The sequence below is a fragment of the Vulcanibacillus modesticaldus genome, from assembly GCF_001730235.1.
Classification (GTDB): domain Bacteria; phylum Bacillota; class Bacilli; order Tepidibacillales; family Tepidibacillaceae; genus Vulcanibacillus; species Vulcanibacillus modesticaldus.
The window spans coordinates 1-15,979 of record NZ_MIJF01000004.1; the positions used below are offsets into that span (position 1 = coordinate 1).

Consider the following 15,979-nt stretch of genomic DNA (forward strand, 5'->3'; position numbering starts at 1 on the left):
AAAGTATAACCACACCATAAATTAAATAAGAAGAAGTCTGGTGACGATAGCGGAGGGGACACACGCGTACCCATCCCGAACACGACCGTTAAGCCCTCCAGCGCCGATGGTACTTGGACCGCAGGGTCCTGGGAGAGTAGGACGTTGCCAGGCTAATAAATAAAATATTGTTCCTCGTTAGCTCAGTTGGTAGAGCACTCGGCTGTTAACCGAGTTGTCGCAGGTTCGAGTCCTGCACGAGGAGCCATGCTCCCATAGCTCAGCAGGCAGAGCGCTTCCATGGTAAGGAAGAGGTCACCAGTTCAATCCTGGTTGGGAGCTCCAGTGAAATGTAAATTAAGGCCCGTTGGTCAAGTGGTTAAGACACCGCCCTTTCACGGCGGTAACAGGGGTTCGAATCCCCTACGGGTCACCATATTTGGACGGTTAGCTCAGCTGGGAGAGCACCTGCCTTACAAGCAGGGGGTCGGCGGTTCGATCCCGTCACCGTCCACCATTAATGAGCCGGTGTAGCTCAATTGGTAGAGCAACTGACTTGTAATCAGTAGGTTGGGGGTTCAAGTCCTCTCGCCGGCACCATTTCTTGGAAGGGTACCAAAGTGGTCAAATGGGGCGGACTGTAAATCCGTTGCGGAAGCTTCGTAGGTTCGAATCCTACCCCTTCCACCACTTAATGAATTAATGGGCTATAGCCAAGCGGTAAGGCAACGGACTTTGACTCCGTGATGCGCTGGTTCGAATCCAGCTAGCCCAGCCATGATATGAGCCATTAGCTCAGTCGGTAGAGCACCTGACTTTTAATCAGGGTGTCACAGGTTCGAATCCTGTATGGCTCACCATTTCAATAAAATCGATGATGAATGTGCGGGTGTGGCGGAATTGGCAGACGCACTAGACTTAGGATCTAGCGCCTTTGGCGTGGGGGTTCGACTCCCTCCACCCGCACCATCAATTTGCGGACGTGGCTCAGTGGTAGAGCATCGCCTTGCCAAGGCGAGGGTCGCGAGTTCGAATCTCGTCGTCCGCTCCATCTTAATTCTATACGTGCCCTTAGCTCAGCTGGATAGAGTGTCTGACTACGAATCAGAAGGTCGGGAGTTCGAATCTCTCAGGGCACGCCATTTACATCATTTGAATTTTCTTCGATAAGAAGATTCGAACGATAAAGAGTTCGTCGGAAACACGTGGAACAAGGAGTATATTGCGACGCAGTGAAGCGATGTTGAAGTCACGACGAAGGAGTGCATCTCTCAGGGCACGCCATTTACACATCATTATTACATTTTTTTATATCGGGATGTGGCTCAGCTTGGTAGAGCACCTGGTTTGGGACCAGGGGGTCGCAGGTTCGAATCCTGTCATCCCGACCACTAAAAAAATATTACTTAGATGATGCGGGTGTAGTTCAATGGTAGAACTCCAGCCTTCCAAGCTGGTAGCGTGGGTTCGATTCCCATCACCCGCTCCATTTATTATTCTATAACATTTTAAATGAATTCCTATGCTTTTAATTGTGGACTATTTATTGGTCGATCCGCCTTATGGTGGTACATGAAATTTATATTAGTACGCGGGTGTAGTTCAATGGTAGAACTCCAGCCTTCCAAGCTGGTAGCGTGGGTTCGATTCCCATCACCCGCTCCATCTAGTTTTCGGACCTCAAATGAGGTTTTTTTTTATGTCATTTTTTCATCTTCAAACCTTCCTTAAGTCAATCATATTTCTATCATTATTAATCTCAAACTTCTGCATATTTACTATTTATAAATCCTTAGAAAAATTCCCTTTAATTAAAACTGACTTAATTTACTTGACTTTATAGAAATAATTAGAACGATAAAAATAAAAAGAAAGTTTAGAAATTTTAAATTTAAATGTTAAAATATTTATATGATTTATACAATTGTTTAAAATAGGGGGAAGAATAGATGAGAAAGGACATAACAATAATTGGTGTACCATTGGATTTAGGAGCGGGGCGTAGGGGAGTTGATATGGGGCCTAGTGCCATAAGATATGCAAATATGAAAGAACGTTTAGAAAAATCAGGATATAACGTGATCGATATTGGAAACTTAAATGTCCCTACTCCTGAAACTTATCGAATTGAAAATGAAAAGCTAAAATACTTGAGGGAAGTTAAAATGGTAAATGATGAGCTGGCAAGAAAGGTATCAAAAGTGATGAAAGAAGAGAGATTCCCTCTAGTTCTTGGTGGTGACCATAGTATTGCAATAGGAACGTTAGCAGGAATTGCAGATCTTAAAAATAATTTCGGAGTTATTTGGTTTGATGCTCATGGAGATCTAAATACCCCTGATACTTCGCCTTCTGGTAATATTCATGGAATGCCTATGGCTGTTAGTTTGGGTTATGGCCATCCTGATCTTGTTAATATAATGAGTTTTTCACCAAAAATTAAGCCTGAAAATATTGTTATTATTGGTGCAAGGGATTTAGATAAAGGGGAAAGGGAGTTTATTAGGGACCGAGGTATTAAAGTATATACGATGCATGAAATTGATCGCTTAGGCATGGCTAGAGTAATGGAAGAAGCCATTTCATTTTTGAAAATGAATGCTGATGGAGTTCACTTGAGTTTAGATTTAGATGCCCTTGATCCGAATGATGCTCCAGGTGTTGGAACTCCAGTAGCTGGGGGCATTTCTTATCGCGAAGGACATCTAGCAATGGAAATGCTTGCTGAAGCCGATATACTGATTTCTGCAGAATTTGTTGAGGTTAATCCTATATTGGATCAAAGAAATAAAACAGCAGAAGTAGCCGTAGGGTTGATGGCTTCAGCATTTGGTGAAAAGTTATTATAGAGATAGCTTACTTGACAATCATGTGGTTAATGATATTATTATTTTAGCTAAGTATGATCGTATTTATGGGCTGGCCAGAAAGGTCAGCTTTTTCAATCCATTCTTTTATCAGTGTAGTTAATATATCATTTGTATAATAAATGCCACTGAGGATTTGATAATAGTTATGAAGGGGACAAAGAGATGACGAGAAAAAGCCTGATTATTCTTATTTTAATAATTTCCTTAGTTACTTTGTTGAACGGGTGCTCTAATGAAGGTAGCAAAACTTATGAAAACGAAGATATAGCAATCTTAGAAAAAGTTACAGTAGTGTTAGATTGGGTACCAAATACCACTCACACGGGATTATTTGTCGCAAAGGATAAAGGATGGTATAAAGAACAAGGTTTGGATGTTAATATTATTCAACCCAATGAGGTAGGAACTGCCCAACTTGTTGCATCGGGTAAAGCGCAATTTGGAATAAGTTATCAAGGAGAAGTTACCTATGCAAGAGCAAATCAATTGCCAGTTGTATCAATTGCTGCGATAATTCAACATAACACATCAGGATTTGCTGCCCCAATTGAAAAAAAGATCGCATCACCAAAAGATTTTGAAGGTAAAAAATATGGTGGTTGGGGTTCACCAATTGAAAGGGCCGTAATAAAAACAGTAATGGGAAATGAAGGTGCAGATGTCAGAAAAGTAGAATATGTTAATGTTGGTTCGAGGGACTTTTTTACAGCTATGAAATCTGATGTTGATTTTGAATGGATTAACTATGGATGGACAGGAATTGAAGCAAAATTAAAGGGTTATCCCATCAACTTTATTGAATTAACAAGGGTTGCCCCAGAACTAGAATCTTATTCACCTGTGATAATTGTGAATGAAAAATACATTAAAGAGCACTCAAAAACAATTAAGAAATTTATGGCAGCTACCGCGAAAGGTTATCAATATGCTATAAATCGACCTAAAGAAGCTGCAAATATATTATTAGGACACGTGACGGGTCCAGATAAAGAATTAGTATTAAAAAGTCAAGAATGGATAAGTAATAAATACCAAGAAGATGCACTACAATGGGGGATTCAGCAGGAATCTGTCTGGATGAATTATACACAATGGATGGTAGATCAGGGATTAATCCCCCAAATGATCGATATTAGTAAGGCATTTACTAATCAATTTTTACCAGATAGATAACATTGTATATATTTCGAAATTGTGGATTAATAGAGGGTCCTTATATAAGAAAATGATGATATAATATAATTTGGCAACAAGAGGTACCTATTTGGTACTTCTTTTGTATTATTTAATAAATAAGTATTGAGTAGTTGGTAATTAAAAGCTAATATAATTAAGGTAAATTTTTTGAATAAATCCATATTTTTATAAACAATAATTTTTTAATTAAATCCCTCAATGATGGAGGAAATAAAATGAATTTTGTTGATAACAAATTAATAAGAAAGGCAAAGGCTGGCGATATGCAAGCTTTTGCAGAATTAGTTTATCAATATAAAGATAAAATATTTAATCTTGCTTACCGAATGCTAGGTAATACCCAAGAGGCTGAGGATGTAAGTCAAGAGACATTTCTTAGAGTTTATTCTAATATCGATCGATATGATGAAAAGTATAAATTTTCAACTTGGATATATAAAATTGCAACCAATCTTAGTATTGATCGTATAAGGAAAAGAAGGACTACTTATTCACTGGATGATTATTGGAATGAAGAAGAGGGGCTAGATTGGTACACTCGATTACCAAATCAAAGTATTGGCCCTGAAGAGTCAATTATTTCTAATGAAGAGATTAATCAAGTTCATAAAGCAATCTTAAATTTACCAGAAAAATATCGCGTAATTATGACTTTACGATATGTAGAAGATTTATCAATTAAAGAAATAAGTGAAATTGTTAATCTACCAATATCGACGGTAAAAACGAGGTTACTCCGTGGTAGGGAATATATACGTAAAGAAATTAGTAATAAATATACAACCGTGGATAGGAGTGGCAAATATGAAATGTCATGAGACAGAATCTATAATGCACGCTTATTTGGATGATGATATTGACGGTTATCCGTATCAGGAATTTCTTGAACATATTAAGACGTGTCATAAATGCAAGAAACATTTTGAAGAATTAAAGATTACCGAACGATTGCTAAAACAGCTTCCCATGGTATCGACGCCTCCAGACTTTGTTCAAAAATTGATGCAACAACTACCTCAAAAAGAAAGTAAAACTCGTATAAAGAGATGGTTGGTTAAATATCCTGTTGTTGTGGCTGCGAGTATTTTCTTATTATTGTTTAGCATAAGTCTGGTTACTTACATGGAACAGGACAATGAATTAAAAATTGTTACAACTGATCAGGCTAAATTAATAGTTAAAGGAAATGAAGTAATCGTTCCCGAGGGGAAGAAGATAATTGGCGATCTTATAATTGAAAATGGAAACTTAAAGATTAATGGAGAAGTAAAAGGTAATGTTACAGTAATTAATGGTGACATCTTAATGGCTAACGCTAGTCAGGTAGATGGACACACAAAACAAATCGACCGATTATATGAATGGATTTGGTATAATTTGAAAAATTTATGGACTAAAATTCCCCCATACTTTATCGGGGGATAATTTTATGCTTAAGAGGTTTAATCTTTGCTTAGAAAGAAGTTATACTATATATAAATACCAACTTATTCAAATAGATAAGTAAAATTAGATAAATTGTCAATGGAGGAAGGAACTTGGGAACATTTATTACATTCATTGATGATATAATTGATATATTGCTGGTTAGTTATGTCATTTATAAATTACTTTTAATAGTGAGAGGAACGAGGGCAATTCAATTATTAAAGGGTATCATGGTGATTGTTGTTGCCTGGCTAATAAGCACATATTTTGAGTTAAGAACGTTACAATGGCTGATGTCCCAAGCTTTTACCTATGGGGTATTAGCAATAATTATAATTTTTCAGCCAGAACTAAGACGTGCTTTAGAAAAACTTGGAAGTGGCAAGCTTTTTTTTCGCGTGAATAGTATGGATGAACAAACCCATATCAAATTAGTTGAAGAAATAATAAAAGCAGTTAGCTACCTTTCTAAAAGAAGAATCGGTTCATTAATAGTTATTGAACGTAATACAGGCCTTTCTGAATATATTGAATCTGGAGTAAGCTTAAATGCTGACGTGACCTCGGAATTGTTGATAAATATCTTTATTCCAAATACTCCCTTACATGATGGAGCAGTTATAATTAGAAAGGATAAAATTATGGCTGCGGGATGCTACTTACCATTATCTGAAAATCCCTTCATTAGTAAAGAATTGGGGACTAGACATCGTGCTGGAATAGGCATGACAGAGTTATCCGATGCTATCTCTTTAATCGTTTCTGAGGAAACAGGTCACTTTTCAATATCTATGAATGGACAAATCGAGAGAGGGTTGACGGAAAAAAGATTAAAAGCCATATTATTATCGGAAATACGTCCCACCGAAAAGAACTCCAAATCTTTCTGGTATAAAAGGTGGAATAAAGATGGATAATTGGATTAAGAATAATAATTTTTTAAAAATATTATCTTTAATTTTGGCGATAATGTTGTGGATGGTGGTTAACCTAGATACTAATTCCTCTTTTAATAATAACTTTTCTAAAAACTCGCAAACAACGTATTTTTACCAAACAAAGATTTCACCAATTTTTGATGAAAATCAGTTTGTCGTCGATATGCAAACAGATGAAGTTAAAGTTATTCTTAGAGGTGAAGCATCAGTTATTGATAAATTACATGATAGCAATAATATAGATAAAGCTCGTTTTTTTATTGACCTAGCTAACCTTTCAGTTGGAACATATGAAGTTCCTATAAAATATTCGGGCTTTCCTAGCAGTATAGATGTTGAAATTGAACCCCAAAAAGTTGAGGTTAGATTGGAATCAAAATATAGAAAAGAGATTGAGGTAACAATTGATAAGATCGGAAAGGAAAAAGAAGGATTTCAGTCAGCTGAACCAATTATAAGACCGAAGAAGGTTCATATATCCGGTACAAAAGACCTAGTGGAAAAGGTGGCTTTTGTTAAGGCCTTTATCAATATTGATAAAGCTGAAAAATCAATCTCAGAGCAAGTTCCACTTCGTGCATTCGATAAATATGGAAATGTGGTTCAAGTAGATATTACACCGCTTATAGTTGATGTTCAAATTCCAATAACTAGTCCTTTTGTTACTATTCCATTAACGTTTAAAATTGATAAACAACCTCCTAATGGATGGGCGCTTGAATCATTAAATCTTTTAACAAAAGAAGTAACTATATACGGTCCAAAAGAAATAATTAGTCAATATAACGTTTATACAGGACCAAATGTGGATCTATCGAATCTAGAAGGTAATCAAACTGTAAAAGTAAACATTCCTTTAGAGGAGAAATTACTAAAAGTGGAACCAGATTATATCGAATTCGAGGCAAAAGTTGTTGAGTCGATTACCAAAACAATTAAGGAGGTTCCTATCGAAATTATCGGATTAGGTCGAGAGTTATCAGCTAGGATTACGAATCCTTCAAATGGAGTAGATATTATCGTAGAAGGAGCACCTAAGATAATGGAGGCATTAGCCAAAGAAGATGTTCAAGCATTTGTTGATGTAAGCAATTTACCACCGGGAGAATACCAAATATTGATTCAATATAACACACCGATTTTAGTTAAGCAAATAGATAAAGATAAATTTGCCAATGTGGTCATCATAAAGGAGTAGTATTATGACGATAAGATTGAATAACATCAAGCTTAATATTGATCATAGCAAATCAGATCTCATTAATGCGATAGAGAAAAAGTTGCGAATTCCTTTCAATAAAATTAAAGAATATGAAATCGTAAGGCGTTCTATCGACGCAAGAAAAAAGTCTAATATCAAGTTTGTGTATCAAATTGAAATAACCCTAAATATTGATGAAAAAAAGGTAGTAAATAAAATTAATCATCCAGATATTCAGATTGTAAAGCCTAAAAAAGAATTACCGGAGATTTTACCCGGGGATAAAGATTTAGAATATCCTCCCATCGTAGTTGGAGCGGGTCCTGCGGGATTGTTTGCAGCTTTAGAATTAGCAAAACGAGGATATAAACCAATAGTCTTGGAACGAGGACGCGATGTGAAGCAAAGATATAAAGATATTCTTCATTTTTGGAAAACCGGAGAGTTAAATGTTAACTCCAACGTCCAATTTGGTGAAGGTGGTGCTGGTACTTTTTCTGATGGTAAGTTGACAACAAGAATCAAAGATTCTAGAATAGACCGAGTTATTCATACATTTGTTGAGGCCGGTGCTCCTAGAGAGATTCTATATGAACATAAACCACATATTGGAACAGATTACTTAAGGAAAGTGATCTATCAATTAAGAAAAAAGTTAATTGAGATGGGTGCCACAATAAAATTCGAATCCCTTGTAACAAGACTTATTGTTGAAGAAGGGAAAATTGTTGGGGTCGAAGTTAACAACAGTGTTCAAATTCCGGCTCAAGTGGTGCTACTGGCGATTGGACATAGTTCAAGAGATACTTATGAAATGTTATATGAACAAGGGGTGAAGTTGCAAAAAAAACCATTGGCTATTGGAGCTAGAATCGAACATCCTCAACAATTAATTAATCAGGCACAATATGGACCATTTGCCAATGCATTGCAGTTAGGTGCTGCTGATTATACTTTAGTTAAAAAAGCCGGTGATGCTAATGATGATCGTGCTAGTTACTCCTTTTGTATGTGTCCCGGTGGATATGTTGTTGCAGCAGCTTCAGAAAAAGAAATGGTTGTTACAAATGGGATGAGTAATTTTAAGCGTAATTCAGGAATTGCAAATAGTGCCTTAGTGGCTACAGTATCGATAGATGATTTTAATGGAGAAGATCCCTTAGCCGGAATAAGATACCTAAGAAAATACGAAAAAAAAGCATATAAATTAGCTGGTGGCGGATACAAGGCGCCAGCACAGAAAGTAGGAGATTTTCTTGATGGGGTGCCATCGAATGATTTAGATGTTCCATTTAAGCCCACTTATCAACCAGGTGTAACACCTACTGATCTACGGAAAATATTACCTGATTATGTGGGCAGTTCTCTAGAAAAAGCGATTGTACAATTTGGTAAAAAAATCAAAGGATATGATTCTAGAGAAGCAGTATTAACTGGTGTAGAAACTAGAACCTCTGCTCCCATTCGTATACCAAGAAATGGGGATTTGCAATCTGAAAATATAGAAGGACTATATCCCACTGGAGAAGGTGCGGGGTACGCTGGGGGAATTGTGAGTGCTGCAGTAGATGGGATTAGAGTTGCTGAAAAGTTAATCCAAACATATAAAATTCCAAAACAAAGTATAGAGGAGGAGCTTTTATCATGGGAAAATATTTCGGAACTGATGGAGTAAGGGGGGTAGCTAACCAGGGGTTAACACCTGAGCTAGCTTATAAATTAGGTCGTATTGGGGCCTACGTATTAACAAAAGAAATGAAAAAACCAACTATTGTTATCGGTCGTGACACTCGGATTTCTGGTGAGATGTTAGAAAGTGCCATGATCGCAGGCATGCTTTCAATTGGTGCTAATGTGCTACAACTTGGTATAATCACAACTCCGGGTGTGGCTTATTTAACAAGACAATTAAAAGCAGATGCAGGAGTAATGATTTCAGCATCTCATAATCCAGTTAAGGATAATGGAATTAAGTTTTTCGGAGCAGATGGTTTTAAGTTATCTGATGAAACCGAAAATGAGATTGAAATGTTACTAGATAAGGAGATAGATAAATTACCAAGACCAATTGGTGGAGAAATAGGACGTCTTTTTGAGAGATACGATGCTAAAGTACAATATATTTCTTATCTAAAATCCACAATAAATACTGATTTTAAGGGGTTAAAAATTGTTTTGGATACTGCAAATGGTGCTGCTTATGAAATTGCTCCAACCATGTTTAAGGAATTGGGGGCAACCGTGGTCTCATTATTCAATCAACCAGATGGATTAAATATCAATGATGGTTGTGGGTCAACGCATCCTGAAAAATTAATGAATGCTGTTAAAGAACATCAAGCTGATATAGGTCTTGCTTACGATGGTGATGCAGATCGATTGATCGCAGTTGATGAGAAAGGTAAAATCATTGATGGCGATTATATAATGATGATTTGCGGTAAATATCTAGCTGAAAAAGGAAAGTTAGAGAATAATACTATAGTAAGTACCGTAATGAGTAATATTGGCTTTTATAAAGCGGTTGAAGAAAATGGGTTGCAAAGCGTTCAAACCAAGGTTGGAGATAGGTATGTAATGGAAGCAATGAGAAAGCATGGTTTGAATCTTGGTGGAGAACAATCCGGTCATATAATATTTTTGGACTATAACACAACTGGTGATGGTATTCTTTCTTCAATTCAATTGGTTAATGTGATGAAAGAGAAAGGCAAATCATTATCAGAATTAGCAAGTATCATGAAGAAATATCCACAAGTTTTAGAAAATGTTCGAGTAACTGATAAGAGTAATTTTGCTAATAATAAGGCAATAGAAAAAGCGATAAAAAAAGTAGAAGATAAGTTAGGTAACGATGGCCGAGTGTTAGTCCGTCCGTCGGGAACAGAGCCATTAATTCGAGTTATGGCAGAAGGACCAAATGAAGATTTGTTGAAAGAATACGTAAAGGAAATTGTGGAAGTAGTCAAAAATGAATTATCATGATATGATTAATACTATGTGTTAATCTATGTCATACGATAGTATTTTTTGATAATATACTATATAGTAAAATGAAATATTATGAAAAGGAGGAGAGGCTTATAAGGTTATTGCTGTATTAATTTTTCTCTAAAAATAAAGCGCCTGAACTACTTATAAAGTAGTTGACGAGGAGAAGGTTTATCGAGTTGTTCGGCGGATACCTTCCGGTAGGCATGAATACCGTTAAAATAAAGCTCAAAAGGAAGAGGTGACTCTTCTGACAAAGCTTTATTGTCATGTAATACTTATGTTTATCTTATGAAATACGAGGAGAATACTAATGGAATGTCGGGGGCATAATCCCCTGATATCAGTGAGTTATGCCTCCGATATTAAATAGGAGGTTAGCTAAAAGTGTGTGGAATTGTTGGTTACATTGGGTCTCGTGATGCGAAACCTATATTAATAAATGGATTAAAGAAGTTAGAATACCGCGGTTATGATTCGGCTGGAATTGCAATATATGAGGACGGGGAAATTCAGGTAAGAAAAACTGTAGGACGATTGACTAATTTAGAAGAACTAATAGAGAAAAATCCAGTTAAAGGAACTTTGGCTATCGGTCATACTCGTTGGGCAACACATGGAAGTCCATCAGATGTCAATTCTCATCCACATGTTGATGGGAAAAGTGAGTTTGTTGTTGTTCATAATGGAATAATCGAGAACTTTTTAGAAATAAAAGAGGAATTGATTGAAAAAGGAGCAACTTTTGTTTCTGAAACCGATACAGAAGTGATTGCCCACCTATTGTCTCATCTTTATGATGGTGATTTGGTTACAACAGTGCAAAAGGCAGTCGCTAAAATGAAAGGAGCATATGCTCTTGGCATTATCTATAAAAACGAACCTGAAAAAATGATAGCTGTTCGCCTTGCAAGTCCTCTAATAATAGGTATCGGTGAAAAAGAAAACTATATTGCATCTGATATTCCAGCTCTAATTGAGCATACAAGGGATATTTATATTTTAAATGATGGTGAGATGGCGGTTATCACTGCTGACAACGTACAACTGATGACCACTGATGGTAAGTTAATCGAAAGAGATGTCTTCCACGTTGAGTGGGATGTTGAAACAGCGGAAAAAGATGGCTTTGATCATTTCATGTTAAAAGAGATTTATGAACAACCACGAGCTTATCGTGAGACTATATCAAATAGAATTAATCATCAGTTAAATACAGTAGATTTAAGTCAAGAAATTAATTTAACAGAGGATTACATTAAATCTATCGATAAAATTCATATCGTTGCCTGTGGGACAGCATACCATGCTGGGTTAGTTGGAAAATATGTAATTGAACAATTAACCCGGATTCCGGTAGAAGTGGATGTAGCATCTGAATACAGATACCGTAACCCAATCATTACTCCAAATACATTGGTTATGGTAATTAGCCAATCAGGTGAAACAGCAGATACTTTGGCTGCATTAAGGGAAAGTCAAAGAAATGGAGCTAAAGTATTGGCGATTACTAATGTGAATGGAAGTTCAGTATCCCGTGAAGCTGACGAGGTATTATTAACCCATGCTGGTCCAGAGATTGCTGTGGCGTCAACAAAGGCTTACACATCTCAGTTGGTAGCTATCTATCTGTTTGGCTTATATCTTTCTCAAGTTCGTGAAACTCATGAGGATGCTGCGATTGCTAAATACATTCAGGCAATTAAAGAGCTTCCCGCTCAAGCAGAAAAACTATTAGAGTTTGCTCCAATAATTAAGCAGTTTGCGGAACGTTTTGCGAAACATGAGGATCTATTTTTTATTGGGCGTAGTTTAGACTTTGCAGTTTCCTTAGAAGGTTCATTAAAACTAAAGGAAATTTCATATATCCATTCTGAGGCTTATCCAGCGGGAGAATTAAAGCATGGTACCCTTGCACTAATTACAGATGGTATCCCCGTGATTGCCTTAGCAACACAAGAAGATATTTATGAAAAGATGGTAAGTAATATAATTGAGGTAAAAGCTCGAAATGCTTATGTATTAGGAATAGCTCTAGAGGGAGATACAGAGCTTGCTAAATCAGTCGATGAGGTAATTACTATTCCTAAGACCTTACCGTTACTTACTCCTGCATTATCCGTCATTCCATTACAATTGTTAGCATACTATGCTGCATTAGCGCGTGGTAATGATGTTGACAAACCTCGAAATCTAGCAAAGAGTGTTACTGTAGAGTAATAATAAATGCAGACTACCTTAGAAAGGGTAGTCTGCATTTATATTTTAATGTGATAATACGTTCCCATTGACTTAGTACTAAGGTACATGGTTTATACTAATATTATATCAATGATAGGAGGAGTACTCGATGGGATGCTGTGATGTTCCGAAAGAAAAGATTAATAATGATAAAGAAGAAATTTCTCTTTGTCCTGTTTGTAAAACAGAAGGAGAGAAGGTAAATAAAACAACGGTTGTTTCTTTGGTAAAAGACGAGATTGCAGAAAGTATTACAGAAAGTAAATATTGGCTATGTAAAAATTCCGATTGTGAAGTCGTATATTACAATAGTGATACAAATCAAACTTTTACACACGACCAGATTAAAGTGCCTGTTTGGTTTAAAACATATGCAACACCAATATATGCTTGTTATTGTAAAGAAGTCACCAAAGATGCAATATTTGAAGCTGTATTAGAAAAAGGCGCCAATACATTAGAAGACATTCAACAAACGACAGGTGCAAATACTGGAAATGATTGTTTGAAAAAAAATCCTCGTGGTAAATGTTGTAGCGGAACAGTTAAACAAATGTTAGAGGAAGCAAAAAGATACCAAACAGAAGGAAAGAGAAACGATGAATAAAAGTTGTGAGGATGAAGACTTAAACCATGTTATATATTAAAAACTTGACCCTGTACTTTAGTACAGGGTTTATAATTATATAGAGGTGAACTTTAATGAACTATCAAATTGGTGAAATTGCCAAAAAGTGCAATATAAATAAAGAAACCCTTAGATATTATGAACGAATTGGGTTAATTCCTCAACCGAGTAGAACAGATTCTGGGTATCGTATTTATACCGAAGATATCGTAAATCGTATAAATTTTATTAAACGTATGCAAGAATTGAGTTTTTCTTTAAAAGAAATCGGAAAATTACTTAGTGTTGTTGACAAAGAGGATATTAGATGTTTGGACATACATGAATTTGTTGTTCAAAAAATTGAAGATGTTCAAAAAATGATCAGAGATTTAAGAAAAATAGAAGAAATGCTCGAAGATTTAAAAGCCCGTTGTCCAGATGAGAAAGCTTTATATGAATGTCCGATTATAGATACATTAATGGAAAAACGGGGTGATTAATGATGAAAAGTAAATTTGCAGCAGTAGCATCAGTTTTCTCTGCATTTATCGCGAGTTTTTGTTGAATTGGTGTAGCGTTATTAATTCCACTCGGTCTGAGTGGATTAGCAGGAACATTTGCATTAGCACTTACTCCTTACCGATATATATTTATTATTTTAACAATTTTACTATTAGGATTATCACATTTTCTTTTTTGGAGACAGGATAATCCTTCACAAAAAGCTAAAAATCTTTTATGGACTACCACAATAATTTCAGGATTTATGATTTTATATACGATAATGAACCGAGGATTTTAAAGCGGTGATAGTTCATCCTGTCTTTTTTCGGTAGTATTTGGAAAAACTAATCGTTAAGAGGGGGTAATTTGTTTGAAGAAATATCGTGTAAAGATTGAGGGAATGACGTGTACAGGCTGTGAAGAACATATAACAGAAGAACTTCAGAAGATCGGGGCAAATAATATAGAAGTAAGTTTTCGTCATGGAAGGGCGATATTTGAATTATTAGATGAGGTTAATATTGAAAAAATAAAAAAAGCAATTATTAAAGCAAAATACATACCAAGTGAGATTGAAGAGATAGAATCAAAAGAAAAAATGGTTTTAGGAGTCGAAAATGACTATGACTATGTGATTATAGGTTCCGGAAGCGCCGCATTCTCATCAGCTATCAAGGCAGTAGAATATGGAGCAAAAGTGGCGATGATTGAGCGTGGTACAATAGGTGGAACCTGTGTAAATATAGGTTGTGTCCCTTCTAAAACAATGCTACGTGCTGGTGAAATCAATCATTTCGCAAAAAGTAATCCATTTATAGGGTTAAATACGTCTGCTGATAATATAGATTTATCAAAGTTAATTGAACAAAAAAATAAGCTAGTTAAAGAACTTCGTCAACAAAAATATATTGATTTGCTAAATGTTTATGGAATTGAAATGATCACTGGAGAAGCAAAATTCATTAGTGAAAAAACAGTAGAGGTTAATAATCGTAAAATATCAGCCAAAAGGTTTTTAATCGCAACGGGAGCCTCACCTGTTGTTCCTAATATTCCAGGATTAGATGAAGTTGATTATCTGACAAGCACAACTTTATTAGAATTGAAAGAAATTCCTAAAACTCTTGCAATAATTGGGGCAGGATTTATTGGATTAGAAATGGGGAATCTATTTAAAAATTTTGGGGTCAAGGTAACAGTAATTCAAAGAGGAAATAATTTCTTAAAAAACTATGATCCTGAAATTGCTGATACTGTAAGAAAGTTTTTAAGGGAGAAAGGCATAAAGTTAATAACAGGAGTCGAGTTTGAGCAGGTTAAACAAATTGGTGATAAAAAACAAGTTCATATTTTAGTAGATGGAGAAAAGAAAATTATTGAAGCTGATCAACTTCTAATAGCAACAGGAAGAAAACCGAATACCGCACGTCTTGATCTATACAAAGCAGGTGTTGAAGTAGGTTCACGAGAAGAAGTAAAAGTAGATGAGTATTTAAGAACCACAAATCCTCGCATATATGCAGCCGGTGATGTAACTATGGGGCCACAGTTTGTATACGTTGCAGCATATCAAGGAGGAATTGCAGCTGATAATGCATTAGGGGGATATTCTCAAAAAGTTAATTTAGAAGTGGTTCCGGGAGTTACGTTTACAAACCCTTCAATTGCGACCGTGGGCTTTACTGAAAAACAAGCAATTGAAAAAGGATATGAGGTTAAAACATCTATATTACCTTTAGATGCGATACCAAGAGCACTTGCCAATCATGAAACCACAGGTATATTTAAATTAGTAGCAGACGCAAAAACACAAAAAATACTGGGGGTTCATGTAGTTGCTGAAAATGCGGGAGAAGTTATTTATGCAGCAACTCTAGCAGTAAAATTCGGATTAACTATTGAAGATTTGCGTGAAAGTCTGGCTCCTTATTTGACTATGGCTGAAGGATTAAAGTTGGCTTCTCTTACATTTGATAAAGATATATCAAAGCTATCCTGTTGCGCAGGATGATAATTGATT

The 15,979-nt window shown here is 35.9% G+C and carries 13 protein-coding genes, 14 tRNA genes and 1 rRNA gene; all 28 read left to right on the top strand.

Translation table 11 applies throughout. The features are described 5' to 3' along the window. Positions 1 to 36: 36 nt before the first annotated feature. The 28 genes from rrf (at position 37) to merA (ending at position 15,970) form a co-directional block, all read left to right on the top strand. Positions 37 to 153: ribosomal RNA gene (gene rrf, locus BHF71_RS01165) — 5S ribosomal RNA — on the top strand. 18 nt (positions 154 to 171) lie between these two features. Beyond that, positions 172 to 247: transfer RNA gene (locus BHF71_RS01170), tRNA-Asn, on the top strand. A gap of 1 nt (position 248) precedes the next feature. Further along, positions 249 to 324, top strand: a tRNA-Thr gene (locus BHF71_RS01175). A 16-nt stretch (positions 325 to 340) separates the two neighbouring features. Beyond that, positions 341 to 415 (top strand) — tRNA-Glu (locus BHF71_RS01180). A 5-nt stretch (positions 416 to 420) separates the two neighbouring features. Then, positions 421 to 496, top strand: a tRNA-Val gene (locus BHF71_RS01185). A gap of 7 nt (positions 497 to 503) precedes the next feature. After that, a tRNA-Thr gene (locus BHF71_RS01190) sits at positions 504 to 579 on the top strand. A gap of 6 nt (positions 580 to 585) precedes the next feature. Beyond that, positions 586 to 669 (top strand) — tRNA-Tyr (locus tag BHF71_RS01195). Positions 670 to 682: 13 nt separating this feature from the next. Beyond that, positions 683 to 757 (top strand) — tRNA-Gln (locus BHF71_RS01200). Positions 758 to 763: 6 nt separating this feature from the next. Next, a tRNA-Lys gene (locus BHF71_RS01205) sits at positions 764 to 839 on the top strand. Between the two features lie 25 nt (positions 840 to 864). Further along, positions 865 to 948: transfer RNA gene (locus tag BHF71_RS01210), tRNA-Leu, on the top strand. Between the two features lie 7 nt (positions 949 to 955). After that, positions 956 to 1,030: transfer RNA gene (locus BHF71_RS01215), tRNA-Gly, on the top strand. A gap of 14 nt (positions 1,031 to 1,044) precedes the next feature. After that, positions 1,045 to 1,121 (top strand) — tRNA-Arg (locus BHF71_RS01220). Positions 1,122 to 1,293: 172 nt separating this feature from the next. After that, positions 1,294 to 1,370, top strand: a tRNA-Pro gene (locus BHF71_RS01225). Between the two features lie 24 nt (positions 1,371 to 1,394). Next, positions 1,395 to 1,468 (top strand) — tRNA-Gly (locus BHF71_RS01230). 102 nt (positions 1,469 to 1,570) lie between these two features. Next, positions 1,571 to 1,644, top strand: a tRNA-Gly gene (locus BHF71_RS01235). 284 nt (positions 1,645 to 1,928) lie between these two features. Continuing rightward, positions 1,929 to 2,828 (top strand): arginase, encoded by a 900-nt coding sequence (gene rocF / locus BHF71_RS01240; RefSeq protein ID WP_069655865.1) that lies wholly within the window; start codon positions 1,929 to 1,931, stop codon positions 2,826 to 2,828. Between the two features lie 183 nt (positions 2,829 to 3,011). Continuing rightward, positions 3,012 to 4,022 (top strand): ABC transporter substrate-binding protein, encoded by a 1,011-nt coding sequence (locus BHF71_RS01245; protein ID WP_069655866.1) that lies wholly within the window; start codon positions 3,012 to 3,014, stop codon positions 4,020 to 4,022. Positions 4,023 to 4,261: 239 nt separating this feature from the next. Beyond that, positions 4,262 to 4,864 carry an RNA polymerase sigma factor SigW gene (gene sigW, locus BHF71_RS01250; protein WP_069655867.1) on the top strand — a complete coding sequence of 201 codons (603 nt, stop codon included), beginning with the start codon at positions 4,262 to 4,264 and terminating at the stop codon, positions 4,862 to 4,864. Beyond that, positions 4,851 to 5,471, top strand: a complete 621-nt coding sequence (locus BHF71_RS01255; protein ID WP_069655868.1) for a zf-HC2 domain-containing protein — start codon at positions 4,851 to 4,853, stop codon at positions 5,469 to 5,471. The genes sigW and BHF71_RS01255 overlap by 14 nt, the downstream gene beginning before the upstream one ends. A 113-nt stretch (positions 5,472 to 5,584) precedes the next feature. Further along, positions 5,585 to 6,391, top strand: a complete 807-nt coding sequence (cdaA, locus tag BHF71_RS01260; RefSeq protein ID WP_069655869.1) for a diadenylate cyclase CdaA — start codon at positions 5,585 to 5,587, stop codon at positions 6,389 to 6,391. Beyond that, complete coding sequence (locus tag BHF71_RS01265; RefSeq protein WP_069655870.1) at positions 6,384 to 7,610, top strand: CdaR family protein; 1,227 nt, start codon at positions 6,384 to 6,386, stop codon at positions 7,608 to 7,610. Before cdaA ends, BHF71_RS01265 begins: the two co-directional genes overlap by 8 nt. 4 nt (positions 7,611 to 7,614) lie before the next feature. Continuing rightward, positions 7,615 to 9,288, top strand: coding sequence for an NAD(P)/FAD-dependent oxidoreductase (locus BHF71_RS01270; protein WP_069655871.1), 1,674 nt, complete (start codon positions 7,615 to 7,617; stop codon positions 9,286 to 9,288). Then, the gene (glmM, locus tag BHF71_RS01275; protein WP_069655872.1) at positions 9,258 to 10,598 is read left to right on the top strand and encodes a phosphoglucosamine mutase; all 1,341 of its coding nucleotides are present in this window, start codon (positions 9,258 to 9,260) and stop codon (positions 10,596 to 10,598) included. The genes BHF71_RS01270 and glmM overlap by 31 nt, the downstream gene beginning before the upstream one ends. Positions 10,599 to 10,991: 393 nt before the next feature. Next, complete coding sequence (gene glmS / locus BHF71_RS01280; RefSeq protein WP_069655873.1) at positions 10,992 to 12,824, top strand: glutamine--fructose-6-phosphate transaminase (isomerizing); 1,833 nt, start codon at positions 10,992 to 10,994, stop codon at positions 12,822 to 12,824. 130 nt (positions 12,825 to 12,954) lie between these two features. Next, positions 12,955 to 13,452 (top strand): (2Fe-2S)-binding protein, encoded by a 498-nt coding sequence (locus BHF71_RS01285; RefSeq protein WP_069655874.1) that lies wholly within the window; start codon positions 12,955 to 12,957, stop codon positions 13,450 to 13,452. 95 nt (positions 13,453 to 13,547) lie between these two features. Beyond that, positions 13,548 to 13,955 (top strand): mercury resistance transcriptional regulator MerR, encoded by a 408-nt coding sequence (gene merR, locus BHF71_RS01290; protein ID WP_069655875.1) that lies wholly within the window; start codon positions 13,548 to 13,550, stop codon positions 13,953 to 13,955. 2 nt (positions 13,956 to 13,957) lie between these two features. After that, positions 13,958 to 14,257, top strand: coding sequence for a mercuric transporter MerT family protein (locus BHF71_RS12450; RefSeq protein WP_281179240.1), 300 nt, complete (start codon positions 13,958 to 13,960; stop codon positions 14,255 to 14,257). 72 nt (positions 14,258 to 14,329) lie between these two features. Beyond that, positions 14,330 to 15,970 (top strand): mercury(II) reductase, encoded by a 1,641-nt coding sequence (gene merA, locus BHF71_RS01295; RefSeq protein WP_069655876.1) that lies wholly within the window; start codon positions 14,330 to 14,332, stop codon positions 15,968 to 15,970. The last annotated feature ends 9 nt before the right edge of the window (positions 15,971 to 15,979 follow it).